This window comes from Shimia sp. NS0008-38b, assembly GCF_040370365.1.
In the GTDB taxonomy this organism is placed as follows: Bacteria; Pseudomonadota; Alphaproteobacteria; order Rhodobacterales; family Rhodobacteraceae; genus Shimia.
Window position 1 is genome coordinate 1,055,516 of the sequence record NZ_BAABWQ010000002.1, and the last position, 25,096, is coordinate 1,080,611.

Annotated in this window: 24 protein-coding genes and 1 tRNA gene; 9 read left to right on the top strand and 16 right to left on the bottom strand. The window is 54.7% G+C overall.

The window, feature by feature from the left end:
- Positions 1-13: 13 nt before the first annotated feature.
- The gene (locus ABWV47_RS11235) at positions 14-1,732 is read right to left on the bottom strand and encodes a polysaccharide biosynthesis protein (RefSeq protein WP_353311750.1); all 1,719 of its coding nucleotides are present in this window, start codon (positions 1,730-1,732) and stop codon (positions 14-16) included.
- Positions 1,733-2,309: 577 nt separating this feature from the next.
- Between ABWV47_RS11235 and ABWV47_RS11240 the strand changes: the two genes are divergently transcribed.
- From ABWV47_RS11240 to ABWV47_RS11270, 7 genes are all read left to right on the top strand, one after another.
- Positions 2,310-3,413: a polysaccharide biosynthesis/export family protein gene (locus ABWV47_RS11240; RefSeq protein ID WP_353311752.1), complete on the top strand. Its 1,104-nt coding sequence runs from the start codon at positions 2,310-2,312 to the stop codon at positions 3,411-3,413.
- Between the two features lie 198 nt (positions 3,414-3,611).
- Positions 3,612-4,505: a UTP--glucose-1-phosphate uridylyltransferase GalU gene (gene galU / locus ABWV47_RS11245; RefSeq protein ID WP_353311754.1), complete on the top strand. Its 894-nt coding sequence runs from the start codon at positions 3,612-3,614 to the stop codon at positions 4,503-4,505.
- A gap of 39 nt (positions 4,506-4,544) precedes the next feature.
- The gene (gene galE / locus ABWV47_RS11250; protein ID WP_353311756.1) at positions 4,545-5,528 is read left to right on the top strand and encodes a UDP-glucose 4-epimerase GalE; all 984 of its coding nucleotides are present in this window, start codon (positions 4,545-4,547) and stop codon (positions 5,526-5,528) included.
- A gap of 13 nt (positions 5,529-5,541) precedes the next feature.
- Positions 5,542-6,759, top strand: coding sequence for a glycosyltransferase family 4 protein (locus ABWV47_RS11255; protein WP_353311758.1), 1,218 nt, complete (start codon positions 5,542-5,544; stop codon positions 6,757-6,759).
- A gap of 48 nt (positions 6,760-6,807) precedes the next feature.
- The gene (locus ABWV47_RS11260) at positions 6,808-7,818 is read left to right on the top strand and encodes a glycosyltransferase family 2 protein (protein ID WP_353311760.1); all 1,011 of its coding nucleotides are present in this window, start codon (positions 6,808-6,810) and stop codon (positions 7,816-7,818) included.
- Complete coding sequence (locus ABWV47_RS11265) at positions 7,815-9,512, top strand: DUF5927 domain-containing protein (protein ID WP_353311762.1); 1,698 nt, start codon at positions 7,815-7,817, stop codon at positions 9,510-9,512. The genes ABWV47_RS11260 and ABWV47_RS11265 overlap by 4 nt, the downstream gene beginning before the upstream one ends.
- Positions 9,513-9,518: 6 nt before the next feature.
- Positions 9,519-10,943, top strand: a complete 1,425-nt coding sequence (locus tag ABWV47_RS11270) for a sulfotransferase family 2 domain-containing protein (RefSeq protein WP_353311764.1) — start codon at positions 9,519-9,521, stop codon at positions 10,941-10,943.
- A gap of 54 nt (positions 10,944-10,997) precedes the next feature.
- On the opposite strand, the gene ABWV47_RS11275 is transcribed toward ABWV47_RS11270, so the two are convergent.
- From ABWV47_RS11275 to ABWV47_RS11305, 7 genes are all read right to left on the bottom strand, one after another.
- On the bottom strand, positions 10,998-11,462 hold the full coding sequence (locus ABWV47_RS11275; protein ID WP_353311766.1) for a PTS sugar transporter subunit IIA: 465 nt from the start codon (positions 11,460-11,462) through the stop codon (positions 10,998-11,000).
- 39 nt (positions 11,463-11,501) lie between these two features.
- Complete coding sequence (gene hpf / locus ABWV47_RS11280) at positions 11,502-12,071, bottom strand: ribosome hibernation-promoting factor, HPF/YfiA family (RefSeq protein WP_353311768.1); 570 nt, start codon at positions 12,069-12,071, stop codon at positions 11,502-11,504.
- 241 nt (positions 12,072-12,312) lie between these two features.
- Complete coding sequence (gene lptB, locus ABWV47_RS11285; protein WP_353311770.1) at positions 12,313-13,071, bottom strand: LPS export ABC transporter ATP-binding protein; 759 nt, start codon at positions 13,069-13,071, stop codon at positions 12,313-12,315.
- A gap of 2 nt (positions 13,072-13,073) precedes the next feature.
- Positions 13,074-13,532 (bottom strand): lipopolysaccharide transport periplasmic protein LptA, encoded by a 459-nt coding sequence (gene lptA / locus ABWV47_RS11290; RefSeq protein WP_353311772.1) that lies wholly within the window; start codon positions 13,530-13,532, stop codon positions 13,074-13,076.
- Positions 13,533-13,559: 27 nt separating this feature from the next.
- Positions 13,560-14,078 (bottom strand): LPS export ABC transporter periplasmic protein LptC, encoded by a 519-nt coding sequence (gene lptC, locus ABWV47_RS11295; protein ID WP_353311774.1) that lies wholly within the window; start codon positions 14,076-14,078, stop codon positions 13,560-13,562.
- 98 nt (positions 14,079-14,176) lie between these two features.
- Entirely contained in the window at positions 14,177-15,151 is a 975-nt protein-coding gene (locus ABWV47_RS11300) for a KpsF/GutQ family sugar-phosphate isomerase (protein WP_353311776.1), read from the bottom strand.
- Between the two features lie 22 nt (positions 15,152-15,173).
- A complete protein-coding gene (locus tag ABWV47_RS11305; RefSeq protein WP_353312094.1) occupies positions 15,174-15,785 on the bottom strand; it encodes a ribonuclease D in 612 nt (203 codons plus the stop codon).
- Between the two features lie 160 nt (positions 15,786-15,945).
- Between ABWV47_RS11305 and ABWV47_RS11310 the strand changes: the two genes are divergently transcribed.
- The gene (locus ABWV47_RS11310) at positions 15,946-16,692 is read left to right on the top strand and encodes a BUD32 family EKC/KEOPS complex subunit (RefSeq protein WP_353311778.1); all 747 of its coding nucleotides are present in this window, start codon (positions 15,946-15,948) and stop codon (positions 16,690-16,692) included.
- A 12-nt stretch (positions 16,693-16,704) separates the two neighbouring features.
- Here the strand turns inward: ABWV47_RS11310 and ABWV47_RS11315 are convergent, their stop codons facing one another.
- The 7 genes from ABWV47_RS11315 to ABWV47_RS11345 form a co-directional block, all read right to left on the bottom strand.
- Complete coding sequence (locus tag ABWV47_RS11315) at positions 16,705-17,436, bottom strand: amino acid ABC transporter ATP-binding protein (RefSeq protein ID WP_353311781.1); 732 nt, start codon at positions 17,434-17,436, stop codon at positions 16,705-16,707.
- Positions 17,436-18,269, bottom strand: a complete 834-nt coding sequence (locus ABWV47_RS11320; RefSeq protein ID WP_353311783.1) for an amino acid ABC transporter permease — start codon at positions 18,267-18,269, stop codon at positions 17,436-17,438. The genes ABWV47_RS11315 and ABWV47_RS11320 overlap by 1 nt, the downstream gene beginning before the upstream one ends.
- A gap of 1 nt (position 18,270) precedes the next feature.
- Positions 18,271-19,086, bottom strand: a complete 816-nt coding sequence (locus ABWV47_RS11325; RefSeq protein WP_353311785.1) for an ABC transporter substrate-binding protein — start codon at positions 19,084-19,086, stop codon at positions 18,271-18,273.
- 108 nt (positions 19,087-19,194) lie between these two features.
- Positions 19,195-20,862: a Dyp-type peroxidase gene (locus ABWV47_RS11330; protein WP_353311787.1), complete on the bottom strand. Its 1,668-nt coding sequence runs from the start codon at positions 20,860-20,862 to the stop codon at positions 19,195-19,197.
- Positions 20,863-20,876: 14 nt separating this feature from the next.
- Positions 20,877-21,884 carry a hypothetical protein gene (locus ABWV47_RS11335; protein ID WP_353311789.1) on the bottom strand — a complete coding sequence of 336 codons (1,008 nt, stop codon included), beginning with the start codon at positions 21,882-21,884 and terminating at the stop codon, positions 20,877-20,879.
- 12 nt (positions 21,885-21,896) lie between these two features.
- Positions 21,897-22,532, bottom strand: coding sequence for a hypothetical protein (locus ABWV47_RS11340; RefSeq protein WP_353311791.1), 636 nt, complete (start codon positions 22,530-22,532; stop codon positions 21,897-21,899).
- 262 nt (positions 22,533-22,794) lie between these two features.
- Positions 22,795-22,881 (bottom strand) — tRNA-Leu (locus tag ABWV47_RS11345).
- A gap of 225 nt (positions 22,882-23,106) precedes the next feature.
- On the opposite strand from ABWV47_RS11345, the gene ABWV47_RS11350 reads away from it, so the two are divergent.
- Positions 23,107-24,087, top strand: a complete 981-nt coding sequence (locus ABWV47_RS11350) for a complex I NDUFA9 subunit family protein (protein WP_353311793.1) — start codon at positions 23,107-23,109, stop codon at positions 24,085-24,087.
- A 205-nt stretch (positions 24,088-24,292) separates the two neighbouring features.
- Here the strand turns inward: ABWV47_RS11350 and ABWV47_RS11355 are convergent, their stop codons facing one another.
- On the bottom strand, positions 24,293-25,072 hold the full coding sequence (locus ABWV47_RS11355) for an ion transporter (RefSeq protein ID WP_353311795.1): 780 nt from the start codon (positions 25,070-25,072) through the stop codon (positions 24,293-24,295).
- Between the last annotated feature and the right edge of the window lie 24 nt (positions 25,073-25,096).

Consider the following 25,096-nt stretch of genomic DNA (forward strand, 5'->3'; position numbering starts at 1 on the left):
TGCAGGGCTGATCTTAAGATTCGCCAACCACTGTCAGTTTTGGAATGACAGGGAGACCTGAAGAGGCCACCTCGATTGCGTCCGCCTCGATGCATCGTTGTATCGTCGCATTCAGCAGGGTTTCATCCCGCGTGTCGATTGCGCGGCGCAGATCCTGCAGTGCACCCGCAACCGCCAGTTCCGAAATTTGGTTTTCCTGAGCACGTAGAATTTTGGGATGCGGGGTGGTGAGCATATCGCTGCCGATCAGCAGCTCTTCATGCATTTTTTCACCCTCTTTGAGGCCGGTGAAGACGATGGCAATATCGCCCGACGGGTTGAGTTCATCCCGAACGGCGTGCCCTGAGGCCTCAATCATTTTGCGCGCCATGGCATAGATCGAAACCGGTTGGCCCATATCCAGCACAAACACGTCGCCGCCACGAGAGAAAGTTCCGGCGAGCAGAACGAGACGCACAGCTTCGTCCACGGTCATAAAGTAGCGGGTTACCTCGCGGTGGGTCACGGTGACCGGACCCATTTCGCGGATTTGTTGCTGGAACAGCGGGATCACTGACCCGGAAGATCCCAGCACGTTGCCAAAACGGACCATCGAGAACTTCGTGTGTTCTGACCGCGTGGCAAGATCTTGGATCAAAAGCTCAGCCAAACGTTTGGAACTGCCCATCATGGACGTTGGGCGCACAGCTTTGTCGGTTGAGACGAGCGTGAAACGCTCTACGCCAGCACGGCGAGATTCCTCGGCCACAACACGGGTGCCAATCACGTTGTTGCGTACACCTTCAAACGCATTTTCCTGCACGAGGCCGACGTGTTTGTAGGCGGCTGCGTGAAAGACAACATCAATTTTGTGGGTGTTGAGCACTTCAGCAATGAGCTCTGCGTGTTCGACTGATCCCAAAACCGACGTGAACTGGGTGTCGGGGTGGTATTCGCGCAGTGACTGAGAGATTTGATAGAGCGCGTATTCGGAGTGATCGAGCAAGACCAGTTCGGCTGGTTTACAGCGCGCCAGCTGGCGACACAGTTCCCCACCAATAGAACCGCCCGCTCCGGTGACCAGAATGCGACGTCCTTGATAGGTTATTTCTGTTTCGGGCAATTCATCTTCGACTGCATCCCGTCCCAAAAGACTATTTAAGGCCACAGGGGCCGCGGCAGTGGCCTCTTCTCCGCGCAGAACGATGTCTGCAAATGACGGAAGGGCGAGAACCTCACATCCGAGACCGGACAACCGCTTTGCCAAACGCAGGCGCACCGATTGATCAGCAGAGGGCATCGCAAGAATCACACGTTCGATGCCGATGCGGCGCACCAGCGCGGGGATCTGGTTGGGCGCATGCACCCTCAATCCGAGGATGGTGAGTTTTTGCAAATTGATGTCGTCATCTGCGAAGCAGGCCGTTTCAAATTCATCGTCGGTCTGCAGGGCGGCGGCCAACTGCTGACCGGTTTGACCGGCACCGTAAATCAGCACACGGCGACGGACACCCTGCGCTGCATAAGCGCTCTGAACGATCTTGAACATCAAGATGCGGCTGGCAATAGACAGCAACATAAACAGGCAGGCCATTTCGATCAGCGTTGTGATGGCCAACGCCTGTGAGCCCATCAAAATGCCTGCGCCCGCACAAGCGATCGCGGCGGAGAGAGCCACAACAAAGGTACTGGCGATGTCGTCCATGCCGTACGTGTTTAACTTAATCCGATTTAGTCCAAGAAGCAGGATCATGCCGGCGGAGACCGTCAATAAGACGGGCAGATGCCACAGCGCAGGCACAAGACCTCGCGAATCGTCGGCTAAACTTTGCGCGACACCCAGAGCAAGCGAAACCATGACCAAGTCGACGGCCATTAGGATTCGGGATTTTTGAGCGTGCGAGAGCGATGATAACACTTTGAAAAACATGATATATTCTCAGACATACGTAGCCAAATTGGCCAAAAAATACTAAAAATCTGCTCTCAAAAAAGGGGGAAATTCTTACCCAGGAGACCCACAGAAAGGTGTTTCGCTACTTATTTTTTAGGCAGCAGCTTCAGAACTAGACATACCTCAGGCGCAGTTGCATTAAAATCAGTTTTTGCGATCTCGTCCGCTGTTGACTTCTTGTTGGCCGTGACGTTCTTGAGCAGAAGCAATGCGCGTGATTTTTGTGCAAAAGAAATATTGTTGAGATGTTGGTGTTGAATGTTTGGTGTCTGGGCTGTTGTGACAGTTTACGCACGGTTTTTAATTTAATTCGGCTTGGAGCTTGTTGGTGTGGGGCTCGGCCCCGTAAAACAAGTCAAAAAAATTGGGGCTTGTAATGCAGGTAGGACTATTAAAGATCTTGGCGGCGCTGGCGCTTGTGAGCCTCTCCGCGTGTTCTTTGCCACGGAGCGGACCAATTGCGTCTGAGCTGGTTGGTGAACAAAATGTCCCCGAAGATATTGCTGTCGAACAAGTGACACGCGCGTCAGCCGCCAAAATCGCGGCGTGGCCGAAATCAGGCTGGCATGGGCACTATCATTGGTTTGCGCGGCAATCCGGGCCTCAGAGCCGTTTGATAAAGTCTGGCGATCTGGTGACGCTGACAGTTTGGGACAATCAGGACAATTCGCTTTTGTTGGGCCCGACAGATCGGTCTGTACCGCTGCGCCCTGTGGAAGTGACCGATGCGGGTACAATTTTTGTACCTTACGTGAATGACATTATGGTGGCCGGTCTGACGCCCTATCAAGCGCGCGAAAAGATCCAGTCTCAGTTGTCGCCAATTGCGCCGTCTGCACAGGTTCAAATTGATGTCACAAGCGGGCCGAGAAATTCCGTTGATGTTGTGACAGGTGTGGTGACACCGGGCCGTTTGCCATTGACCGATCGCAATGTGTCGATTCTGTCGATCATCGCGCAATCCGGTGGCATCAGCCCAAGCTTGGAAAACCCTCTGGTTCGGCTTCAACGCGCAGGCAAATCGTACGAAATTCCCTTGGATAGTCTTCTGAAAGACCCCGCCAAGAACGTGATCGTCAGCGGCGGAGACCAAATTATCGTTGAGGAAGATGATCGCTACTACATCGGTTTTGGGGCGACATCCGACAGAGAGCAAATCTATTTCAACGAAGAATCTATTTCCGTAACGGAGGCCATCACTCAGTTGGGTGGCTTGGACTCTCAGCGCGCCAACCCGCAAGGCGTGTTTGTGTTACGTCAGTATGATCAAGAGGACCTGCGCACCGACGGCACCGGTCCTTCGCAGCGTCATGTGGTGTTTGCCTTTGATTTGACAAAAGCCGATACGCTGTTTGGTGCAGATAGTTTTGAGATTCAGCCCGGTGATGTTGTGGTCTCAGCCGAATCTGCGGTCAAACCTGCACAAGCGGTTATTGCGCTTGTTGGATCGTTGTTTGCTATCTCTAACGTCTTCGATTGATACAAAACTGTGAGATTGTGCTCATAGAATGCTCTTGTCGGGTAAGGAAAACATGATTTGCTAAAAATCTTGGCTGGCCTCATGTGGCTTTGGTAAATAGTTCGTGTTATCGGCCGGATGTAAATTTTATTTAGAGCATTTGCCTTCTACACGTAATGTAGGACGGCATGAGAATTGTAGATTGAAAGTGAGTAGCGTATGCAACGTAAGGTAACCAAAGCCATATTTCCTGTCGCTGGGATGGGAACAAGGTTTTTGCCTGCTACCAAATCGGTGCCCAAAGAAATCATGACATTGGTGGACCGCCCGCTCATCCAATACGCAATCGACGAAGCGCGAGAAGCTGGGATAACGGAATTCATTTTTGTAACCTCTCGTGGAAAGAGTGCGCTTGAGGACTACTTTGATCACGCGCCACAGCTTGAACAAACGCTGCGCGAAAAGGGCAAAACAGACCTGTTGGCCGAGCTGCAAGCCACCAACATGGAAAGTGGGACAATCGCCTATATCCGTCAGCATCGGGCCATGGGATTGGGGCATGCGGTTGCTTGCGCCAGCCGTTTGGTATCGGATGAACCCTTTGCGGTGATCCTACCGGATGATGTGATTGCGGGAGAGACTGGCTGTCTCAAGCAAATGGTCGATGCTTATCAGCAGACCGGTGGTTGCATGGTTGCGGCCATGGAAGTGCCTTACGAAAAAGCCTCCTCCTACGGCGTTCTTGATGTGAAAGAAGACATGGGGTCTTTGGTGTCTGTCAAAGGCATGGTGGAAAAGCCGCCAGCAGATGAGGCGCCTTCAAATCTTGCCGTGATCGGTCGCTATATTTTGACCCCCGAGATTTTCAAGAACCTCGCAAAGCAAAGCGAAGGTGCCGGTGGAGAGATCCAGTTGACCGACGCGATTGCGACAGAAATCACCAAAGACCGTGGCGTTTACGGTTATCGGTTCCAGGGGCAGCGCTATGATTGCGGCTCTAAAGCTGGTTTTCTTCAAGCGACCGTTGCTTTTGGGTTGGCGCGTGAAGACCTGTGTGATGAGTTGTCCTCTTATCTGGAAGCGCTGGTTGCGTCACGTCGAGCAGCGGAATAAACCCCGTCTCGACAAACCAACTTTTGGGAGATCTGCATCGTGCAGCACGTGATCGTCACAGGCGGAGCTGGCTATATTGGCTCGCACGCGTGCAAGACATTGGCGAATGCGGGCTACGTGCCTGTCAGCTATGACAACCTAAGTACAGGTTGGGAAGATGCGGTAAAATTCGGACCTTTTGAGCGCGGCGATCTTTTGGATCGGGCGCGTTTGGACGAGGTGTTTGCCAAATACCAACCTGTGGCAGTCATTCATTTTGCCGCGCTTTCGCAGGTGGGTGAGAGCATGCAGGAACCCGGCCTGTATTGGCGCAACAACGTTGGCGGGTCGCTGAATTTGATTGAGGCAACGGTTGCGGCTGGTGTGCGCAATTTTGTCTTTTCCTCGACGTGTGCCACTTATGGTGACCACGATAATGTGACGCTTGACGAAGAGGTTGAGCAGCTGCCGATAAATGCTTATGGCGCTTCCAAACGTGCAATCGAGGATATGTTGCGCGACTTTGAGGGCGCCTTTGATCTGAATGCGGTGATTTTCCGGTACTTTAATGTGGCGGGCGCAGACCCGGAGGCTGAGGTGGGTGAGTTTCACCAACCTGAGACGCATTTGGTTCCCTTGATGTTGGATGCGATTGATGGACGGCGGGACGCGCTGACCATACACGGCACCGACTATGACACACCGGATGGCACCTGCATCCGCGACTACGTGCATGTTTGTGATTTGGTGGATGCGCATGTGCTGGGATTGCGTTGGCTGTTAGATGGCAAAGGCAGTCGTGTATTTAATCTGGGCACTGGCGTTGGGTTCTCGGTACGCGAGGTGGTGGACCACTCGCGCGCGGTGACAAATAGAGCCGTGCCTTGCCATGAAGGTGCGCGTCGCGCCGGTGATTGCACCAAGTTGGTGTCGGGCTCGACACGCGCGGAGAAAGAGCTAGGGTGGGAGCCCAAACGCTCAACTATGGACCTGATGATTGCCGATGCATGGAAATGGCATCAGACCGGACACTACGACAAGTAATCCCACAGCGCGCTTGCTGGAATTGACACGTGTTCTTGCTTTGCAGGGGCGCCGCCCTTCTGGTGTGGACCGCGTGTGCTTGGCCTATCTGCGTGCCATCGTGGCAGACGAGGTGCCCTGCTTTGGCCTGGTGCGTACGGGGTTGGGGTATGTGCTTTTGGATCGCGCGGGCATGCAGGCTTGTTTGGCGTGTATCGACGGGGTGCGACCTTGGCCAAAGGTGGATTTGGTGTCGCGTGTCAGACATCGTGCGGACAGCCCACGCCGCACGCCGGATACATTGGCGCGGCAGGTTTCGGTGGCGCGCGCACGGCCCAGATCTTTGGGGCGAATGTTGCGGCGGCATTTGCCGGCCGGCACGGTATACATCAATGTGGATCAAACCACGCTCACCGACCGGGTGATCAAAGCGGTCAAATCGGTGGAAGCTGCGCGGGTGACGGTGTTTTTACATGACACCATTCCACTGGATTTCCCACATTATCAGACACAGGAGGCGGTGGATAAACTCACGGCAATCCTGCGTCGGTGCAGCCAATTTGCGGACCTGATCCTGACCAATTCTAAAGTGTCCGCAGAGGACATTTCCCGGCACATGCAAAAGCTGGGTCCGGTACCGCCGATTGAAGTCGCCCATTTGGGTGTGGAGCCCGATTTTTTCGATTTCGCGAACAATGCGGCAGGTCTTGACGTAGCGTCACCTTATTTTGTGAGCGTTGGTACAATAGAGCCGCGTAAGAACACAGCTTTCCTGTTGACCCTTTGGGAGCAGATGGCAAAGACCGTCGAAGGCGATGAAATGCCCCGTCTGGTGATTTGTGGGCGCCGGGGATGGGAGAGCAAGCGCGTGTTGGATCGGCTTGATCAAACCCCCCTGCGTGGGAAATTTATTCTTGAATTTAATGACCTTAGCGACACGGCACTTGCGGTCACAATGGCAGGTGCGTCCGGGCTTTTGTTTCCAAGCCATGTGGAGGGGTTTGGGTTGCCACCTGTGGAAGCCGCGGCGATGGGTGTGCCGGTGGTGTCCAATGAGTTACCAGTGATGCGCGAAATTCTTGATGATTATCCCATTTACGCAAACGTTTCAGATGTTTATCTATGGGAAACAATTGTTAGGTCTCTGGCAGCCACACAGGGTGTGGCGGGTGAATCTGATCCACAAGTGCGCCGACATGTCGTTCCCCCAACTTGGGAGGCGCATTTCAACGCCGTCTTAAGGGTCACGTGATATCCCTGTTTCCAGTGCCTTGGGGACACGAAAGGACACTGTAGACCGGTGAGCGCGCTGCATTCATATCGACTTCGGGTGAGACGTCGCTATCGCATCGCGCGCGCCATACGTAAGCGGCGTGAGCTGCGGAGCATGGTCGACCGGACAGAACAGATCAAAGGGTCTGACCTGCTGTTGTTTTCGACCCTGCGCAACGAGCTGGTGCGGCTGCCGTTTTTCCTCGATTATTATCGCAACAAAGGCATCAACCACTTTTTGATCGTGGACAATGACAGCGATGACGGATCGCTGGAATATTTGATGGAGCAGCCAGATGTGTCGGTTTGGCACACCCGCAAAAGCTACAAACGGTCTAAGTTTGGTGTGGATTGGCTGAATTGGCTACAGTTCCGATATGGCCACAAGCACTGGTGCTTGGTGGCGGATCCAGACGAATTCTTCATCTACCCGTTCTGTGACACGCGACCCATTCGCGCGTTGACCGATTGGTTGGATGCCAGCTCTATCAAAAGCTTCAGCGCAATGTTGTTGGACATGTACCCGCGAGGGCCGATGACCGAACAGCCGTATCAATCCGGGCAGGACCCGCTTGAGATTGCCTGTTGGTTTGATGCTGGCAACTACACGATGACCAAGAACCCGATGTATGGGAACTTGTGGATTCAGGGGGGGCCGCGCTCACGTGTGTTTTTCCCTGACGAGCCTGAATTGGCCCCGGCGTTGAACAAAATTCCCTTGGTGAAATGGAACAGGCGGTATTGCTATGCCAGTTCCACACACATGCTTTTGCCGCGCGGATTGAACCAAGTCTATGATGAATGGGGCGGAGAGAAGGCTTCTGGGTTGCTGTTGCACGCCAAATTTCTCGACACGTTCACGGTGAAGGCCGAAGAGGAGCTGGAGCGCAACGAACACTATTCTGCCAGTGTGGAATATAAAGCCTATGCTGAGCGTTTGCGGCACAGCCCGGAGCTGTGGTGTAAGTGGAGTGAGAAGTACATCAACTGGCGTCAGTTGGAAATTCTGGGCCTGATGTCCAAAGGAAACTGGGCATGAGCGTCGGTATTCTGATGTTGGTGCACACGGCGCTCGATCGTGCTGAACAAGTGGCCCGTCATTGGACGACCTATGGCTGTCCTGTGGTGATCCATGTGGATGCCTCGGTGAAACCAAAGGCGTATAAGAAATTTGTGCATGCGCTCAGCGACGTTGCGGATGTCCGGTTCTGTAAGCGCCACAAGTGTGAATGGGGCAGTTGGGGGCTTGTCGCAGCGTCGCAGTCCGCTGGCGAGGCCATGCTCAAAGATTTCCCGGAAGTGCGCCACATCTACCTGTCATCCGGGTCGTGTCTGCCGCTGAGGCCGGTGCAGGAACTGAAAGACTACCTTGCTGCGCGTCCACGGACAGACTTTATCGAAAGCGCCACCACTGCAGATGTGCCGTGGACCGTGGGGGGGCTGGATCACGAGCGCTTTACGCTGCATTTCCCGTTTTCCTGGAAACGGCACCGCTACCTGTTTGACAAATGGGTGGATATTCAGCGGCTTCTACGCATCAAACGACGGATACCAAATGGCATTACCCCGCATATGGGCAGCCAGTGGTGGTGTCTGACCCGGCAAACTTTGTCGGCCATTTTGCAAGATCCTGACCGCGACGTGTTTGACACATTTTTCAAGCGGGTATGGATTCCGGATGAAAGCTATTTTCAGACATTGTCGCGGGTCTATTCCAGCAACATCGAAAGTCGGTCACTGACGCTGAGCAAGTTTGACTTCCAAGGCAAGCCACACATTTTTTATGATGACCATCTGCAGCTGCTGCGGCGGTCTGACTGTTTTGTGGCGCGTAAAATTTGGCCGCGCGCCAACAAGCTCTACAACGGCTTTTTGCGCAGCCCTGAGGGCGCGATTAAGATGAGTGAGCCGAACCCAGCCAAAATTGACCGGATCTTTGCAAAAGCGGTGGAGCGGCGCACCAAAGGGCGCACTGGGCTATACATGCAAAGTCGGTATCCCAATGAAGGTTGGGAAAACGGTATGACCTTTGGGCGCTATTCTGTGTTCCATGGGTTTGCCGAGTTGTTTGAAGATTTTCATCCGTGGTTGGCGCGTGCCACAGGTGCGCGGGTGCATGGGCATTTGTTTGCGCCAGACCGTGCCGAATTTGAGGGCGAGCAACGGGTCATAAACGGGGCATTGAGTGACACGCCTAAAAACCGGGACTACAACTCGATCGCTTTTCTGACCAACCTGATTTGGAACACGCGTGGTGAGCGTCAGTGTTTTCAGGTGGGGCCACGAGACGAAGGCGCGCCGGTGTGGTTTTTCGCCAAAGATCCCAATGCGCAGGTGTCAGTGATCAGTGGTGCTTGGGCAATTCCACTGTTCAAGTCGAATTTGAATTTTGCGGACATCCGCAGCGAGGCCGCGCGGCTCCAAAAGTTGGAAAATGATCAGCTTTACGCTTTGCGCAGCCCCTATGCCAAGGCGCGTGTGCGGATTTGGACATTGGCCGAATTTATCGAAGCACCGATGGAACCGCTGCAGACGATCATTGACGAAATTGGCTCGGAAAAGGCGCGACGTTTGTCGGAAGCCCCGCGCATGACCGATTTGTCCGGTTTTGGTCAGTTCCTACAGAATCTGAAAAATCAGGGGATGCATCCCTATTTGATGGGGGATTTTCCTGTGTCACAAACGGACACAGACCAGAAGAAACCTCCCCGCAAACCTTATTTGGTGCAATAAGACCGTATGGACACGCCTTTTGACTATTTTGTGGTCTTTGCCGAGATGCGCACTGGCTCCAACTTTCTAGAAGCCAACATCAATGCTTTTGATGGCCTGACGTGTCACGGAGAGGCGTTTAACCCTCATTTCATTGGCTACCCTAACAAGACAGAGATTTTAGGGGTTACGCTGGACGCGCGCACAGCTGATCCTCAGCAGCTTATTGATGCCGTAAAGGCAGATACAGCTTTGGCAGGGTTTCGGTACTTCCATGACCACGATCCGCGCGTGTTGGACACGATTTTAGCGGATCGCCGGTGTGCCAAGATTGTGCTGACCCGCAATCCGTTGGACAGCTATGTCAGCTGGAAAATCGCTCAGGCGACCGGGCAATGGAAATTGACCGATGTGCGCCGTCGTCGAGACAGCAAGGTGAGATTTGATGGGCCGGAATTTCGCACACACGTGGAGGCGTTGCAGGACTTTCAGGTCACATTGATGCGGGCGCTGCAAGTCAGCGGACAGACCGCATTTTACGTGGCGTATGAGGACCTGCAGGATGTGCAGGTGATGAACGGCATGGCGCAGTTTCTGGGTCATGAGGGCGCGCTGGAGGCGCTGGACCAAAAACTGAAGCGCCAGAACCCGAGCCCGCTGTCAGAAAAGGTGGAGAATTTTGGCGAGGTGTCCCTTGCGCTGGCCGATTTGGACCGCTTCAACCTGAACCGCACGCCCAACTTTGAACCCAGACGCGGGGCAACTGTGCCCAGCTACGTGGCCTGTGCTGCGGCGCCGTTGTTGTACCTGCCAATGCGCTCGGGACCGCAGGCAACGGTGGAGGCTTGGATGGCTGCGCTGGATCACGTCAGTCCAGAGGGGTTGATCCGCGATTTCAGTCAGAAGAGCCTGCGGCAATGGAAAAAGGCGCACCAGGCTCATCGTGGGTTTACGGTTGTGCGTCATCCAGTGGTGCGCGCCCATGCGGCGTTCTGTGACTGCATTCTGGCCGCTGAGGATGGCGTTTACAAAAAGATCCGGCGCACGTTGCGGCAGGTTTATAAAATGCCGATTCCAAAAGACCCGCCGGGTCCAGAATATGGGCCGACGGAACATCGGGCAGCGTTTTTGGCTTTCCTTGATTTTGTGAAGGCGAATCTGGCCGGGCAGACGGGGATTCGGCAAGACGCCCATTGGGTGAGTCAATCGGTTGCGATGAAGGGATTCGCTGATTTGGCACTGCCCGATATGATTGTGCGTGAAGATGAGATGATGAGCTACTTGCCAGCTTTGGCGATGCAGATTGGGCGCATGGATGCACCCGATCCCATGCCTGTCGATCCGGGTCATCCGGTGCCGCTTGAGGCAATTTATGACGCAGAGATCGAGCAGAAGGTGCAGGAGATTTACAAGCGCGACTATATTGCGTTTGGATTTGAAAGCTGGAAATAAAAACGCGCCGACAGCAAGGCTGCGGCGCGGTAAGATGTACCTATGTGCGGCTGATTATGCCGCTTGTACTTTGTCAGCTTCCGTCAAAATTGTGAACAGAGTGGCCGCGTCAGGATTTGCGCGCAGCTTGGCGCAAATCGTTGGTTCGCGCAGTTGACGAGACACGCGGGCCAAAGCTTTTAGATGTTCGACACCTGCTTCTTCGGGGGCAAACAATGCAAAGGCAATGTCGATGGGTTGGCGATCTACTGCATTGAAATCGACAGGTTTTTCCAAAAGGATAAACGCGCCGAGCACGCGATCTATTTGTGTGGATCGCGCATGCGGAAGCGCCACCCCGTGCCCTACGCCTGTGGGGCCGAGATTTTCACGTTCTTGCAGGGCTTCAACGATCGGTTGCGGTGCCAGCTTGTAAGCTGACTCCGCAAGATCGCCAAATTCCTGAAGCAAACGCTTCTTGCTTGAGGCAGCCGTCACAACACGTACTGCCTCTGGCTTGAGGATCGTGGAAAGGTCCATCTTGCCTGTGTCTCCGGAGGGCGCTTTACGCTCGCTCGCTTATGTCTGCGGATCGATCCAGCCTATGTTGCCGTCCTCACGGCGATAGACCACGTTCAGCCCGTCTTTACCTTCGTTTTTGAAGACCAGCACCGGTGACCCTGCAAGTTCCATCTGCATAACGGCTTCGCCAACGCTGAGAGATTGGATTTTGGTTTCCATCTCTGCCACGATGACAGGCTGCAGGGTTTCGGGCTCGGCCTCATGATCTTCGGCTTCAGGCGCGAGGATATACGAGGAAGCTCCCAAAAGTTCAACCGGGTCCTGACGTTCCTTGTGATGATCTTTCAAACGGCGCTTATAGCGGCGCAGTTGTTTGTCCATTTTTTCGGCACAGGCGTCAAAAGCGCCATAGATTTCGGTCGAGTGGGCTTTGGCTTGCGCAGTCAATCCGGTGGACAGGTGAACCGTTGCTTCACACATGTATTCATGGGCGTGTTTTGAGAACGTGATGTTCGCATCCGTAGGTCTGCCCGCATATTTTTCTAACACTTCGCCAAGCTCGTTTTTGACGTGCGTTTGAAGGGCTTCGCCTACGTCGATCTGTTTACCGGTAATCTGATAGCGCATCCTGTCTCCTTTTCGATGACATCTCGGACCACGGGCTTAAAGCGCCCATTATGATGTTAGGTCCGAATGCTGGAAATCGACATCTGTGCGTCTTGCCAATGACCAGGCCTTGGTAAGAAGGCCGCAACAGTCAGTGCGGGGAGTCGAACAAATGTCATAGGTATATTTGAGTATTGTGCCCGCAAAGAGTCAATGATCGAGCGCAAGTTTATGCGTTTTTCCGCTGGATCAATTGGCCGACTTAGGAAATCTTGAAATTGTCCCCAAGGTAGACACGACGCACGTTCTCGTTTTCCACCACCTCACCGGGTGTGCCCGACATCAGCACTTTGCCGTCATGCAGAATGTAGGCGCGGTCGACGATCTCTAGGGTCTCACGCACGTTGTGATCGGTGATCAGCACACCAATGCCGCGCTTTTTAAGGTCGGCCACAAGATGGCGAATGTCGCCCACCGAGATCGGGTCGACACCGGCGAAAGGTTCATCCAGAAGCAAATACTTGGGGTCCGCAGCCAAACAACGGGCGATTTCCACTCGGCGGCGCTCGCCTCCGGAAAGTGCCAGCGCCGGGGCGCGACGCAGATGTTCGATGGAGAACTCAGACAGCAGCTCTTCGAGCCGCTCGCGGCGCTTGTGGCGGTCGCGATAGGTGATGTCGAGAATGGCGGTGATGTTGTCTTCGACCGACAGGCCGCGGAAGATGGACATCTCCTGCGGCAAATATCCGATGCCAAGTTTGGCGCGGCGATACATTGGCAAAGTGGTCACGTCCCGACCATCAATGGACACACGGCCACCTTCGGGCACCAAAAGGCCCGCCACGGCATAAAACGTGGTGGTTTTCCCGGATCCATTTGGTCCCAAGAGGGCCACCACCTCACCGCGTTGCAACTCCATACTGAAGTCTCGAATGACCACACGTTTGCGATAGGCTTTGCGCAGGCCTTCCACGAGCAGCCCGGAATGGCCTTCGGTGACTGAGAGTTCTGGTTTGGTCATCTTTATTCGGACCTCAGAACGGTTTTGACTTGGCCGGTTAATTTGGCGGTGTTGTCTTGCAAATTCAGGATCATTTGATTGGCTGTGATGGTGGTCTGGGCCTGTGCCACTGTCACATTGCCGCTCATCACCACGGAGCCACTATCTATGCTGTACACGGCCTCATCTGCTTCCGCGGCATCCGGGCCTTGAACCAAAAGTACGTTGCCGGTGGCCACAAGGCGGTCGATGCCTTGCGAGTCCTCTTTGTAGTGCACGTTGACCTTATCGGCTGTCATGCGCATTTCGCCTTGGGAAATATCCACGTTGCCCTCAAACACAGCGCTGCCATCGGTTTGATTGACCGAGAGGCTTTCGGCTGTGACCTCAACCGGCAGACCAATATTTTGTTGTGTCTGGCCAAAGCCAAGTTGCACACCTTGTGCGGTTCCGGTCACCGGCGGAAAAACCAGCGTTATCATCAACAGAAATCGGAACAGTTTCACAAGTCACCTCGTCGTCGTTTGCGGCGTGTATACAAGATGCACACCTTTTGTGAAAAACAAATATATTTCATTGTTTTCCCCGGAAGGACGCAGTGCCATGCGTCCCGCGTTAAGTTGGCCTAGCGCGCTCTGAGCGGTCACCTGTCCAGCGGTTTCCGCGCGTGCATCCTCTAGGCTAAACGTCATCTCATCAGTTTCGATAGTGAAGCCCGCAGAGGTCAATATCTCCACGTTGCCATCCAATATCACCTCTTGGAAACTGCCATCCATGTCGCCAGCTTGGGCGGTCACGGTCAACTCGGTGCCGTCTTTGGTGGTCAGTAGGGCACCCACTTGTTGCGCGATGATGCGCGAGGAATCCTCAAGATCGGGATGGGCGGTGGCCGAGGTCACAGTGATGTTGTGACCGGTTTCGGTTTGACCAGAAAAATAGGGGGCGGTGATCTGTCGGTCGCGCAGCCGCTTTTCCAGCTCTACATCAGCGAAAGGAATGGCGCTTTCCAGATCAACTTTGTGCGACACAAGAAAAAGGGTGGACAAAAGACCAAGGGCGGCCAAGGGCAAGAGCACCTTCAGCCAAGCGACCAGCGCGGAGTATGTCAGACGCCGCCGCACTGTGTTCAGCCCAAGCCAGCGCGCAAACAGTCGTGGATGTGTAGCAGTCCGATTGGGGCACCGTCGCTGGCAGGATCGACCACAAAGAGACATGTGATCTTGCGCTGATTCATGATGCCCACGGCCTCTTCTGCCAATGCGCCGGGTGCAATGGTTTGAGGGGCGGCGGTCATCACCTCAACAGCGGTTCGGTCCAAAAGACCATCCATGTGACGGCGTAGATCCCCGTCAGTGACGATGCCTTGAAGCGCACCTTTGGCGTTGGTGACGCCCACAACGCCAAAGCCCTTTTGGCTGATTTCCAAGAGCGCTTCCGTCATGGGGGTGGTTTCAGTGATCAGGGGCAACGCGTCGCCGTCGTGCATCAGATCGCGGACGCGTGAGAGTTGCGCGCCAAGTTTACCGCCGGGATGGAACTCGCGAAAGTTCTCTGGTGTGAACCGGCGATGCTCCATCAGAGCCACGGCCAATGCATCGCCCAGCGCAAGTGTCATGGTGGTTGTGGTGGTGGGCACCACACCGGTGCCACAGGCTTCTTCTGTCTTTGGCAAAATCAAACCCACGTCACTTTGTTTGATAAGCGTGGAGTCCGGTCGACTGGCCACCCCGATCAGTGGGATGTTGAAACGGCGCGTATACGCCACGAGGTCAGCCAGTTCCGGTGTTTCCCCAGAGTTGGACAACACCAGTGCCACGTCGCCTTGCGCCATCATACCCAGATCGCCGTGGCTGGCTTCTGCCGGGTGCACAAAATGTGCCGGAGTGCCGGTTGACGCAAAGGTGGCGGCAATTTTGCGCGCGATGTGGCCTGATTTGCCCATACCTGAAACGATCACCCGACCTTTGGCCGCGAGCAACAGTGAAACGGCCTCGCCAATCTCTGGACCGAGGCCTGTGCCGAGTTTTTGGAGCGCATCGGTTTCTATGGAAATCACCCGGCGGGCGGTTTCCAGAAAAATCTGTTTGTCGGCATCGGTCATGCGGCGAGGTCCGTCCGTGGATTTAGTGCGAGAAGATGTCTTGTTCGGGCCAGCCTGCCAGGTCGAGCTTGGCGCGGGTCGGCAGGAAATCATAGCAAGACTGCGCGATTTCGGTGCGTCCCTCGCGGGCCAGGCGGGCATCCAGCTTTTCTTTCAGCGCGTGCAAATACAGAACATCAGATGCAGCATAGTCCAGCTGTGCGTCTGACAGCGCTTCTGCGCCCCAATCGCTCATCTGTTGTTGCTTGGAAACATCGACACCCAGAAGCTCTTGCAGCAAGTTCTTCAGACCATGGCGATCCGTGTAGGTGCGCACCAGTTTTGACGCAATCTTGGTGCAATAGACCGGTGCGGTCAGCGCGCCAAAGGCGTTGTACATCGCAGCGATGTCAAAGCGGCCGAAGTGAAACAGCTTCAATACGTTTGGGTCGGTTAGCATTTTTTCCAGATTGGGCGCGCTGGTTTGGCCTTTGGCGACCTGAACCAAATGGGCGTTGCCGTCTCCACCCGACATCTGAATCACACACAAGCGATCCCGGTGCGGGTTTAAGCCCATGGTCTCGCAGTCGATGGCCACAACCGGGCCCAGATCAAGCCCGTCGGGCAGGTCGTTTTGATAGAGGAAGTTAGCCATCTGAGCCTCAATGTGTTGGATGTCATGCACTTACGGGTTTCCAACAGGTGTTTCAATGTTTTGCGTGGATTGTAAGGATTTCGGCCAAAGGTCGCCCAGTGCCGGTATGACGATTTGGTCACATCTTTACGACGTCTTGGTGACGCTCTAAATAACCTCAATGGAACACAGTGCAGCGATATCGGTTGAAGACGAGCTTAAGATGCTCGTCGAAAGTCGTGCCCGAGAAGATGGGCCACGTGTGGAGCGGCTTGAAACAGAGACGCAAACCTTTTGGATCAAACGTCCTGAACGCCTAAATTTTCGCTATCGCTTGCAAAAGGGCGATCCTCGAAAATCGTTTGCGCGTGAGCGTCAGGCCTATCACGAAATGAACGCGAAGCACGCGCCTGTGCCGAATTTGGTGGCTGATGGGCCGGAGTTTCTGGTGCTGCCGGATTGTGGCGCGGATTTGCGGCATCGTCTCCAACATGAAGCGGGTGACGGTCACAAGCGCGATATGTTGTTGAATGCCAGTCAATCTTTGGGAGCGTTTCACAGTCTCGGATTTGCGCATGGGCGCCCGAGTCCGAAAGACATGTGCCTTGTGAATGGCGATGTCCTGTTGCTGGATTTTGAGCGCTATCAACATCGCAACAACACCCCGAAAGGGCAGGCGCGCGATTTGGTGGTGTTTGCGTTTAACGTTGCTGCCAATTCCGCTCAGATGCGTGGTGCGCTGCGCGAGGCCATGGCCGTCTATCAGGTGGCTGCACCAGAGGGCATCTGGCCCTTAGCGCAGCAGTGGTGTCGCCGGATGAAATGGGCAGATTGGATCACCAAGCCGATCCAGATGCGCCCGGGCAACCGGTCGCGTGAAATCAAAGCGATTCCTTATGTGATGGATTTGTTTCTGACCGAAGCGTGACTGGCGGTGCGCTCACTTAAGCGCGCGCGCCAAAAACGCTTGGGTGTCTTTGTGTTGAGGCGCATCAAACAGCGCGCTGGGCGGGCCTTCTTCGATCACTTTGCCGTCTTTTAGGAAGCAGACTTTGTCTGCGGCTTCACGGGCAAACCCCATTTCATGGGTGGCCAGTACCATGGTCATACCGCTTTGCTTGAGCAGGCGCAGCACATCTAAGACCTCGCCAACAAGTTGCGGATCAAGAGCGGAGGTGATTTCGTCAAACAACATCACTTCTGGCTTCATTGCCAAAGCGCGCACGATGGCGACGCGTTGTTGTTGCCCGCCGGAGAGTTGATCCGGGTAATGGCCCATGCGGTCCTTGAGACCAAAGCGGTCAAAAAGGTCTGTGATCTCCGCCTTCAGCGACGCGCGGCTTTTGCGATAGACACGGCGAGGGGCAAGCATCACGTTTTCCTCTGCCGTCATGTGCGGAAAGAGGTTGTAGGACTGAAACACCATACCGATGCGGCGGCGCACCGGTTGTGGATCCAGACCGGGCAAGGAGATGTCTTTGCCATCCAGAAGAATTTCGCCATCTTCGATGGTTTCTTGCAAATTGATGCAGCGCAGGAGCGTCGACTTTCCGGCCCCAGAGGCCCCAATCAGACAGACCATTTCGCCCTCGTTGACGGTCAAATTGATACCATCACACACGGTGTTGTCACCAAAGCGTTTCTCAACAGCTTTCAAAGCCAGTTTTGGCATCAGCTGCGCTCCCGATTTTGTTTGGCGATCAGATAGTCGGCATAGCGTGTGGCAGGAATGGTTACCGCAAGGAAGATCATCGCTGCACCGACATAGGGCGTGAAATTGGCCAGCAGAGATTTGAAGACACCCGCTTGGCGAAAGATTTCCACGGGACCAATGAAGCTGAGCAGCGCGACGTCTTTTTGCAGGGCGATGAACATGTTCATCTGTGACGGGATCACGCGCCGAATGGCTTGGGGTAAGATCACAAAGCGCATCGTGTCTGCATCGGACAGTCCGAGCGATTGTGCCGCAGCGCGTTGACTGCTGTGAACGCTTTCAATGCCGGACCGGAAGATTTCCGCAACATAAGCTGCGTAGGTCAGGATCAGCGCCAAAGAGCCCCAGATGTAGGGCGAATTCCATGGGCGGGGCAAACCGAGGCCAGGGATGCCAAAGCCAATCAAATAGACAGTCAGCACAACGGGCACGCCGCGGAAGATATCGGTGTAGGCCGCGCCCAATATGCGCAGCGGAAACAGGGCAGGATTGCGGGTGTCCCGCGCCAGCGCGATCAACAGGCCAAGGACGGTGATGGCGGGCGCACACCACAGAAAAATCGCCACGTCCAGTTTGAAGGCCTCGAGCAGTTTCGGGAAGGTTTTGACAAAGACCTCCCAATTGAAAAAGCTGACTTTGACCCGATCCCAGCCCGGCGCCATGGGCACCAACAAAACAATGGCGAGGAAAACCGCCACAGAGCTTGAGCCCGCTATCAAGAGCGCGCGACGGCGCAGGCGATCTTCGTAGATTTGACGGCGGGTTTTGCCCGCCGTTTTGTTGTGCGTCATGTTATTTGATCAGCGGCACACCTGTGGTCTCTTGCAACCACTCAGCTTCGATGCCAGCCAATTCCCCGGATTCCGTTAGGGAGGCGATAGCTGCATCCACACAGCTCTTCAAGGGGTTGCCGTCTTCCATAAGCATGCCAAATTTGTCGGGGTTTTCCGTGCGGTCTGCTGGGAACTGACCAATCACCGCTGAGCCTTCTACTACCACAGCACTGAGATACAGGGCGGTCGGCAGATCAAACAAAGCGGCGTCGATCTGGCCGGCTTGCATTGCAGCAGTGACATCAGCGTTGTCGCCATAAAGAAGCGGATCGCCGGACGGCGCGATGTTGTTCATCAATACAGGTACAGCAGTGGTGCCACCCATCGCGCCCCAAACGAGATCTTTGAGGGCGTCCACCGTCGCAGGTGTATCCGCGACATTGGCTGCAACCAAAACGGCCATAGGGGCGGCGTAGTAGGGGGATGAGAAATCCACCATCTTTTCACGCTCTTCAGTGATGGAGAACTGTTGCAGGTTGAGATCGAAGTCTTTTGGACCGGGTTGAATCGCCTGATCAAAAGAAGAGCGTGTCCAAGCCACGTTTTCAGGGGAGAACCCCATTTCCTCAGCAACGGCGTAAGCCACAGCCGACTCAAACCCTTCGCCACTCTCAGGGGCGTCATTCATGACCCAAGGGTAGTAAGCCGGATTGCCGGTGGCGATGGTCAGCGTGCCTTCGGTCAACGTTTTGCCGTCGGCACAATGGCCATCTGCCAAAACGGCTGTGCTTGACACGGCGGCCATGAGTGCGGCGGTCAAAAATGTCTTCGTCATGGAATACCCCATTTGTTGAACAGTTGGTTCAAAACTTAGGGGGGAGTCCGGCTGGATGTCCAGCTTCGGCGTCGCCAAAGCAAACAACAGAACGCTGTTTATGATGCTTTAGGTGGGGTCCACGTTGCCAATGGCGATCATACGCAGGGCGGTCATGGACGGGATGAAGAAATAGTCGCCACCGCGGCACTCCACAAAGGTCTTGAGTTTGCTCATGACATAGGGCGGCTTTCCAGTTTTAGGGTCGGATGGAATGGTGTGGCGCTGATGATGTCGGTGCTCCCCAACCATAGGACAAGTGTTGTTGCCTTGATGGAAGTCGAGCCCGTATTGCACCCATTGTTGCTGCACAAATTCAAATTGGCGAAACAAGCTGGCGCCGATCACCATCATCACCACGCCTTGCTCGGTGGTGTCGTCGTTTTGAGTTGGATCGGAGGCGCCGTAGGGCAGACCACGACGCAGAACACGCCGACGTTTGTTAAGCGCATGAGAGGCGCCGTCGTTTGGATATGGTTTCCCATCACCGTCGACACCTCCTTTGTTCAGTGGATCAAGGTAGTCGCGTGTGTTCATGCGCCGGATATGCGCGCCACCGGGCACTTTGAATCCCGGCATGTCATCGGCATATCGGAAGTTGGACGCATCTGGGCTGCGTAGGTAGGACATTTGAAGCTCTAGCGCTTTGATTGGATCCTTATTGTCGAAATCCTTCTCTGCGCGGAACTTCTGCCATTCTTCGTAGGTTGGCTTGTGCGCCAGCGGCACCCCGTCGGCCCAGCGGCCGCACATTTTTGCTCTCAATGTGGCGTCAGCTTCCCCCTCTGAAATTTGCATCACTTTGGCGAAACGCGCGGCCTCTTGCGCCATCACGTCGTGAAAGCTGCTGACGTTTTCATGCAGCTTGCGATAGGCCATGAACGTTCCGTTTTGAGAAAACTCTGGCGGCATGGCGGACGGCGGCAACTCTTGGCTTTCATCTGGGTGGCCCAGCAAGAATTCGCCCGTGGCGATGGGGACCCATTTTCCATCCACAAACTTGCCACGTCCGATGGCGCCGTCCTTGGCTTTTGTCTCCGGCAATTGACCATCAAACACCGGGTCTCCGATACCATCCGCAAAGCCAAAGTGTTCTTTGGGTGTGGGCAGTGATATGTCGCCGTGCTGCTCAAAAACGGCACTGGCGGCTTGATACTCAGCGGTGCCGTCTTGGCCTTGTGTGGCCAAAAGGCGGACACCGCCGTTGGACGCCTCGCAAAGATCGCGCAACCACTGTGTGCGCTCCTCTAGGGCTGAAACGGGCGTATCCGTTCCCGGTGTTTCCAGCTGCGCATTTAGAGAAATCCAAATGTGAACGTCATGTGCGCCACCGGTGCCCGGCTTGCGGTTGTCTTTCCAAATCTGATCCCACTGCTCATCCCAGTTCGGATCGTCCTGCGCGACTTTGGTGACATCACGGTCGCCCAAAACAAACGCGCGATCTTTCATGCCCTCTGCAAATTCATGGGGCATCCCCTTAAGAGTGCGGGCCGGCACCTCCAGCTGATACAAACCAAAGAACGTGAAGCCGATGTTGACCGTACACTGAGGCTTGTCCGCCTGTTCAGGCCATCGCGCCGCCGTGGTAACATTTTGGCGCACTTCATCAACAAAGCGGCGTCCGGCCTTTGCCTCAGAAATGTTGAAAAAGAAATAGCGGGCGAATGGAAATGAGAACCGCCCATAGGCGCGCACCACGTTTCCCTGAATGTCATGAAGGTTTAGGCTACGTGCCATCTGGTCTACCACTCTTAACAGTTGCGCGCGTCAATAACGCCGGGAACTTGTGTCGGCTCGTTTCGATCGCGCGGCTTATGGGTCTTTAAAAACTCACCGAATTGTTGGTGCAAATCTTGAGGAGAGCTCCCTTGAGCCTCCACGACAAAATCCGCAAAATGCTGTTGCAAATAAAGTGACTTCAGCACCGACGGCAGATCATCAAATTCGGCGGGCGGCAGGGGTTTGTCCCCATTGGACAGGATAAATCGAGCAGCCAGCGCTCCGGCTCCAACGGTCAAAGCCAACCCCAAAAGGAATGCGGTGAGCGTGTTCATACCAATCAAGGGCATCGATCCAACGCCAAAAATCCGAAGCGCAAAGGCAATCAGCGTAAAGAGCAGTGGCACCACGACCAAGGTCAGAAGCCAGATCCATGGCAATTTGTTAAATGCTGGTGGCTCCAGATAGTAGTCGTGAAATGGCATCGTTGTGGGCACGTGGCATCGATCTAAATAGTCGGCAAAATCATCCGCTGTGCGTACGGTGTCAAACCCCACGCAATTGACATAGACAGCGCGCAAATCCGCTTCCATCGTCTCCCAGAGAGAGCATGCATAAGAGCGGCGCACGTCTCGCTGCTCTTGTGCATTGAGTTGGTCTGGCAGTGCGGCGCCATCTTCGGTCACGGCGTCAATCTCGGCGCAAAACACAAGGTAGGAGGTGTTCAGCCGGTCCACAGGTTTGCTGACGGCAGGATCGTCTCTGGAAAGTATGCTCAATAGGGCGTTTTTGCTTTCGCGCCCGTTGTAGATCGTGTCGTTGAGGACAAACATCCGCGCCAGATGTGTGCGTTTGCTTGCGGCAAATGGGCTGGTTGTGCCGGATTTTTGCGTGGCGGGGGACTGCATGGCCGTCGGCATTTTTGCCAAAGCAATGCGCGCCGCTTGTGTGAAGGAGACAGGTTGTGCGGCCTGCGCTCCGCTGTCCAAAATGGGGGCGAACGTTGTCAGGAAAATATGACCACTGTCCAGATCAGGCATAGAGAACCTCGCTTATTTAAAGTAGGCGATGCGGTTGATATCGGCGCGCTCGGTGCTGAGGCTTGCGACGGGGCCAAATCCTGCATCCCCCAACCCCATTTGAACATCTCCAAGAGCTGCGGTGTAGGTTTTGGCAAACTCTTCAGGCGTTTGGGTTTTGTGCGCGCTCTCAAGCTCGAGCAGAGCGGCGTAGATCTTCACGGATGTCTTGATGTCTCTTTGCGCGGCGCCGGGCGTTGCGTTGTAGTAGTAGTCCGTCGTGACCTGATTGTGGGTGATGTAGGTTTTGAAGGGAGTGATTGGCACAGAAAGCGGGTACTTTGTGGCGGAGAACCAAAACAGATTCAGACCGTTGGGAATGCCGTCTGAAAATGCATCGATGTATTGATCCCAAGTGCCATTGAAGTTTGAGCAAAACAGCATGTAGTCGTGGCTCAAATTTTGCTTGCCTTGCCCAAGGTCTGGCCATTGGTTCGGTTTGATAATCACCCAACGTGCGAAATGAATGAGCGATAAGCCCAGAAGCCCTTGAAGGCGGTCCGGCAATCCGCGCGCTATCATAAACAGCAACCGATTGATCCAGGTAAATTTCCGATTGCTTGGCGTGAGCACATTCATTGCATACGCCTTACCCGCGACATTTGTCATCGCAACACCACTTAAAATAAATCAAAACAATGGCTGTTTCATAGCACGCAACGGCATTTTTGTCCAACCAAGCGAGGATTGGCATCTGGTGCCATCATGGCGCGCAGCCGATTTGCGCGCATACGTGCGGGGCCGTCTGGCGATCTGAAAGGGTTGGTGTGTGCAGAGCCCCGCTGACCAATACGGGAGTGGCCCCCGTGTTTCAGTCACAAGACCGGCGTAAGCTTTTGTTAATAAACAGAGGTCTGAAGGGAAATTCCAATGGTGCCCAGAAGAGGACTCGAACCTCCACGTCCATACGGACACTAGCACCTGAAGCTAGCGCGTCTACCAATTCCGCCATCTGGGCACGGGTTGGTGAGGCAGGCGTTTAGACCTGTGGGCAGGGGGTGTCAACGCGATTCTGGTTCTTTTTTCTCGAAAAAAACGAGGATGGCGAGACCCGGAACAGCGAGGGAAACACCTAATCTGCAAATTTGTCTGGGGATTCTTGCCGCGGGAGCGGCTTTGATGCTTGTTCTGCGGCCCGCCGGGCGGTATCTCAGCAAAGACTAGGCAACAGCGGAGGCTTCCCATGTCCAAACTCGTCACCATCTTTGGCGGCTCCGGTTTTGTGGGGCGGCACATTGCCCGTCGCATGGCGAAAGAAGGCTGGTTGGTGCGTGTTGCCGTGCGTCGCCCGAACGAAGCGATGTTTGTCAAACCTTATGGTGCTGTGGGACAGGTAGAGCCTGTGTTCTGCAACATCCGAGATGACGCCTCTGTACAAGCGACGATGAAGGGGTCTGATGCGGTGGTAAACTGTGTTGGCATTCTGTCAGATCGCGGCAAGAATACCTTTGACGCTGTGCAACACGAGGGTGCCGAGCGCATTGCGCGTATCGCTGCCGCCGAAGGTGTCGCAACGATGGTGCATATCTCTGCGATCGGTGCGGACAAGGACAGCGATAGCGATTATGCGCAATCCAAAGCGCTCGGTGAAGAAGGTGTGCTGGCGCATATGCCAGATGCGATGATTTTGCGCCCCTCCGTGATTTTCGGTCAGGACGATGAGTTCTTTAACCGCTTTGCGAGCATGGCGCGTTTGGGGCCAGTGTTGCCGATCGTCGGTGGTGAGACCAAGTTTCAGCCGGTGTTTGTGGATGATGTGGCGCAAGCTGCTGTTCTGGGCATCAAAGGCGAGGCGTCTGGCACCTATGAGTTGGGTGGCCCCGAGGCGCAGAGCCTGCGCGCTTGGATTGATGAGATGTTGGTGGTGATCCATCGCAAAAAGATCGTTGTGAATTTGCCGTTTTTTGCGGGCAAGCTTATGGCGTTTGGGTTTGGCCTTTTGCAGAAACTGACGTTTGGGCTGTGGCATAATTCGGTGATCACCGGCGACCAGTTGGTCCTGCTGAAAAGTGACAATGTGGTCAGCGAAGGCGCACAGGGGCTGGCCGATCTTGGCATCAAGCCCGTGGCACCTGAGGCGGTTATGGCCGAGTATTTGTGGCGGTTCCGCCCGTCAGGTCAGTACGATGCCATCAAAGATTCTGCGCGCAATCTTAAGATCTGAGTGTGCGGCTGCCAAAGTTTGAACTCACAGCGGCTTGCCGATGTTCAAGTGCGTGTCAAACGCGCCTTAAAGACGTGTTGTGTTGATGTGAAGTACAGCGTGTTGATCGCCCTCACGCATCCGATCAGGCGTCGGCTTCACGTCGCCTGACCTGAGTGAAACATCTACAGGCAGGAAGAGCGCGCGCGGATTTTCGACCCACACCTTATGGCTTGTGTTGCTCTTTGAGCGCCTTCTCGATGTCGCTCAGACGCGCGAGCACCTCGTCGCGATAGCTGCCGGTTTCAGCCTCTGCCTCAACGTGATGTGCATCCTGCATTGAGTTTACCACCAGACCGACAACCAGGTTCAGTACGACAAATGTGGTCAGCAAGATAAACGGTACAAAGAACATCCAAGCGTAGGGGTAGACCTCCATCACCGGACGCACGATGCCCATTGACCAGCTTTCCAAGGTCATAATCTGGAACAAGGAGTAGCCGGACTTGCCCAAAGTGCCGAACCAAGCCGGGAATGCGGCGCCAAAGAGTTTTGTGGCCATGACGGCGCCGATGTAGAAAATCAAAGCCATTAACAGGAAGACCGAACCCATGCCGGGCAAGGCATTGATAAGCCCTTCGATGACACGACGCAGCGATGGTGCCACCGAGACCACACGCAACAGGCGCAAAATGCGCAGCGCGCGCAGCACGGCCAAGCCTTGGGCGGCGGGCACAAGCGCAACACCGACAATGACAAAATCAAAGATGTTCCAACCATCGGAGAAAAATTTGCCGCGCTTTACAAACAGTTTCGCGACAATTTCCGCCACAAAAATCGCAAGGCACAAGCTGTCGAGCGCAATGAGGATAGGCCCGATCGCCTCCATGATGGGTTTGGAGGTTTCCAGACCCAGAATGATGGCGTTGAACAGAATCACGCCAAGAATTGTGTTGCGGAAAGCTGGACGGTCGATGAACGCCCCAATTTGGTCCCGAAGGCTCATAGATGGATGTCTCGCGGTTGCGCG

Coding starts and splice junctions, on each gene's coding strand:
- ABWV47_RS11235 (WP_353311750.1), bottom strand. CDS start 1,732: ATGATCCTGCTTCTTGGACTAAATCGGATTAAGTTAAACACGTACGGC.
- ABWV47_RS11240 (WP_353311752.1), top strand. CDS start 2,310: ATGCAGGTAGGACTATTAAAGATCTTGGCGGCGCTGGCGCTTGTGAGC.
- galU (WP_353311754.1), top strand. CDS start 3,612: ATGCAACGTAAGGTAACCAAAGCCATATTTCCTGTCGCTGGGATGGGA.
- ABWV47_RS11265 (WP_353311762.1), top strand. CDS start 7,815: ATGAGCGTCGGTATTCTGATGTTGGTGCACACGGCGCTCGATCGTGCT.
- ABWV47_RS11270 (WP_353311764.1), top strand. CDS start 9,519: ATGGACACGCCTTTTGACTATTTTGTGGTCTTTGCCGAGATGCGCACT.
- ABWV47_RS11275 (WP_353311766.1), bottom strand. CDS start 11,462: ATGGACCTTTCCACGATCCTCAAGCCAGAGGCAGTACGTGTTGTGACG.
- hpf (WP_353311768.1), bottom strand. CDS start 12,071: ATGCGCTATCAGATTACCGGTAAACAGATCGACGTAGGCGAAGCCCTT.
- lptB (WP_353311770.1), bottom strand. CDS start 13,071: ATGACCAAACCAGAACTCTCAGTCACCGAAGGCCATTCCGGGCTGCTC.
- lptA (WP_353311772.1), bottom strand. CDS start 13,532: ATGATAACGCTGGTTTTTCCGCCGGTGACCGGAACCGCACAAGGTGTG.
- ABWV47_RS11300 (WP_353311776.1), bottom strand. CDS start 15,151: ATGACCGATGCCGACAAACAGATTTTTCTGGAAACCGCCCGCCGGGTG.
- ABWV47_RS11305 (WP_353312094.1), bottom strand. CDS start 15,785: ATGGCTAACTTCCTCTATCAAAACGACCTGCCCGACGGGCTTGATCTG.
- ABWV47_RS11310 (WP_353311778.1), top strand. CDS start 15,946: ATGGAACACAGTGCAGCGATATCGGTTGAAGACGAGCTTAAGATGCTC.
- ABWV47_RS11315 (WP_353311781.1), bottom strand. CDS start 17,436: ATGCCAAAACTGGCTTTGAAAGCTGTTGAGAAACGCTTTGGTGACAAC.
- ABWV47_RS11320 (WP_353311783.1), bottom strand. CDS start 18,269: ATGACGCACAACAAAACGGCGGGCAAAACCCGCCGTCAAATCTACGAA.
- ABWV47_RS11325 (WP_353311785.1), bottom strand. CDS start 19,086: ATGACGAAGACATTTTTGACCGCCGCACTCATGGCCGCCGTGTCAAGC.
- ABWV47_RS11330 (WP_353311787.1), bottom strand. CDS start 20,862: ATGGCACGTAGCCTAAACCTTCATGACATTCAGGGAAACGTGGTGCGC.
- ABWV47_RS11335 (WP_353311789.1), bottom strand. CDS start 21,884: ATGCCTGATCTGGACAGTGGTCATATTTTCCTGACAACGTTCGCCCCC.
- ABWV47_RS11340 (WP_353311791.1), bottom strand. CDS start 22,532: ATGACAAATGTCGCGGGTAAGGCGTATGCAATGAATGTGCTCACGCCA.
- ABWV47_RS11350 (WP_353311793.1), top strand. CDS start 23,107: ATGTCCAAACTCGTCACCATCTTTGGCGGCTCCGGTTTTGTGGGGCGG.
- ABWV47_RS11355 (WP_353311795.1), bottom strand. CDS start 25,072: ATGAGCCTTCGGGACCAAATTGGGGCGTTCATCGACCGTCCAGCTTTC.